The sequence below is a fragment of the Dietzia sp. UBA5065 genome (genome assembly GCA_002415925.1).
GTDB lineage: Bacteria > Actinomycetota > Actinomycetes > Mycobacteriales > Mycobacteriaceae > Dietzia.
Map to the genome: position 1 here is coordinate 1 of DIAZ01000117.1, position 2,354 is coordinate 2,354.

The window sequence follows — 2,354 nt, forward strand, 5'->3', positions numbered from 1 at the left end:
ATGGACGTACCGCCGCCGCGCGCGGTGGCGGGCACGCCCAGGCGGTGACACACGGCGAGCGCGGCGGCGATCTCGGACTCGGACCGGGGGAAGAGGACGGCGGCGGGGACGACCCGGTAGTTGGAGGCGTCGTAGGAGTACTCGGCTATCCGGCGGGGATCGGCCTCCGGGTCCAGGCCCGCGGCGGTGAGGGCGCGGACCAGCGACTCCGCCGGGGTCACGCCGCCCCGTCGCACACCCGGTGCACGGCGCGGGCGAAGCGCTCGACGCCGGTGTCCACCTCGTCGGCGGTCACCACCAGTGCGGGGATGATGCGCACGACCGAGCCGGTGGGGCCACAGGTCAGGGTGAGCAGGTCCTCGTCGACGCACGCCCGCTGAACCCCCGCGGCCAGGCGCGCGGCCTCCAGCGCGCCGGGGCCGCCGGCGGGCGCGGTGGGGTCGCCGAACTCGACGCCCAGCATGAGCCCGGTGCCGCGGATGTCGCAGATCTCGGCCACGCCGCCGAGGCTGCGCCGCAGCCCGTCGAGGAGCTGCGTCCCGCGCTCGGCCGCGTTGGCCACCAGAGACTCGCGCTCGATCACGCCGAGGGTGGCCACTCCTGCCGCCGCGGCGACGGCGTTGCCGCCGTAGGTGCCGCCCTGCGAGCCCGGCCAGGCCCTGGCCATGATCGCCTCGGGGGCGGCGATCGCGGAGATCGGGAAGCCGGAGGCGATGCCCTTCGCGGTGATGATGACGTCCGGCACCAGGCCCTCGGTGTGCTGGTGCCCCCAGAAGCGGCCCGTCCGGCCGATTCCGGCCTGGACCTCGTCCAGCACGAGGAGCGCGCCGTGGGTGGTGGCGCGCTCGCGCAGCCCCTGCAGGTAGCGCTGCGGGACGGCCTGGTAGCCGCCGTCGCCCAGCACCGGCTCGACCAGGATCGCCGCCAGCTCGCGCGGGTTGATGCGCGTGGCCAGGAGGAAATCGAACTCGGCCAGCGCGAAGTCGACGGCCTCGTCCTCGGTCATGCCCAGGCGCAGCGCGTCGGGGTACGGGGTCTGCGCGACCCCCGACATGAGGGGGCCGAACCCGGCGGAGAACCGGGTCCCGGCGGTCGTCAGGCTCGCCGCGGCGACGGTCCGGCCGTGGAACCCGCGCTGGAGGGTGACGACGTACTGCCGGCCGGTGGCCATGCGCGCCAGGCGCACCGCGGCCTCGACCGCCTCCGAGCCGGAGTTGGCGTAGAACACCGAGTCCAGCCCCTCGGGCAGGTGCTCGCCCAGCTTCGCGGTGAGCTCGAGCAGCGGCTGGTGCATGACGGTCGTGTACTGCGCGTGGATGATCCTCCCGCACTGCTCCCGCGCGGCGGCCACCACGTCCGGGTGGCAGTGCCCGGTGCTGGTCACGCCGATGCCGGTGGTGAAGTCGAGGTAGTCGCGGCCGTCGGTGCCGTGGATCCACGAGCCGTGGGCGTGGTCCACCACGACGGGCGTGGCCTGGGTGAGGACGGGGGACAGGTGCGCTGCCATGACGCCAGTGTGTGACGCGCGCGGGGAGAATTTCACCGATCGGACGATCTTCGCCCGGCACCCGCCCCCGGCCCGTCCCGCAGCCGCGGGGCTCCGGTCAGGCCGTCGCGTCGGCGGTGTCTCCCGGGGTCTCGCCGTTGCCCTCCGCGATGGCGGTGTGCAGGCGGGCCCGCCGGGGCGAGTCGTCCGTGCCGAGCAGCAGGTCGATGGTCAGGCCGAGGCGGTTGCTGACGTCGGCGGCCGTCGAGCGCCGGGTGAGCCAGGAGACGAGGTTGGACATCCACACGTCGGAGACCACGCGGGCTATCGAGAGCTGGATCTCGTCCGGCTCGCCCTGGGCCATGGCGCGGGCGATGATCCGGTCCATGTAGTAGCCCACCTCCTCGACCTCGTTGGCCACGGAGGCGTCGGCGAACATGAACGCCCGGGTCATGGCCTCGGTGAGGTTGGGATCGCGCTGCATGGCCTTGGTGATCATCTCCACCACGATCTTCATCCGCTCCTGGGCGGTGTCGCCGGGCGGGGCCGAGCGTTCGGTGCGCTGGTCCAGTCGACGGAACTCGCGGGCCAGGGCCGAGACCAGGAGGTGGACCTTGGAGGGGAAGTAGCGGTAGAGCGTGCCCACCGCGACCTCGGCCTTCTCTGCCACCGCACGCATCTGCACGGCCTCGTACCCGCCCTTGGCGGCCAGGGCCAGCGTGGCGTCGAGGATCCGCCGACGCCGCTCCCGTTGCGACGTCGTGGTGGGCTCGTCGCTGCGGGACGCGGAGGCCGACGCCGGGGCGTCGCGACCGGTCTCGTCCGGGCTGTTGGTCATGAGGCGAACCTTCTGGGCTGGTGACTCGGG

3 protein-coding genes are annotated in these 2,354 nt (G+C 73.7%); all 3 read right to left on the bottom strand.

What is annotated here, in order from left to right; genetic code table 11:
- The coding region (locus B4M60_RS09025) for an FAD-binding protein (protein WP_291082518.1) at window positions 1-221 on the bottom strand (221 nt) is incomplete at its 3' end.
- Window positions 218-1,507, bottom strand: coding sequence for an aspartate aminotransferase family protein (locus B4M60_RS09030; protein ID WP_291082521.1), 1,290 nt, complete (start codon window positions 1,505-1,507; stop codon window positions 218-220). The genes B4M60_RS09025 and B4M60_RS09030, both read right to left, overlap by 4 nt.
- Before the next feature lie 97 nt (window positions 1,508-1,604).
- Entirely contained in the window at window positions 1,605-2,324 is a 720-nt protein-coding gene (gene kstR / locus B4M60_RS09035) for a cholesterol catabolism transcriptional regulator KstR (protein WP_291082524.1), read from the bottom strand.
- Between the last annotated feature and the right edge of the window lie 30 nt (window positions 2,325-2,354).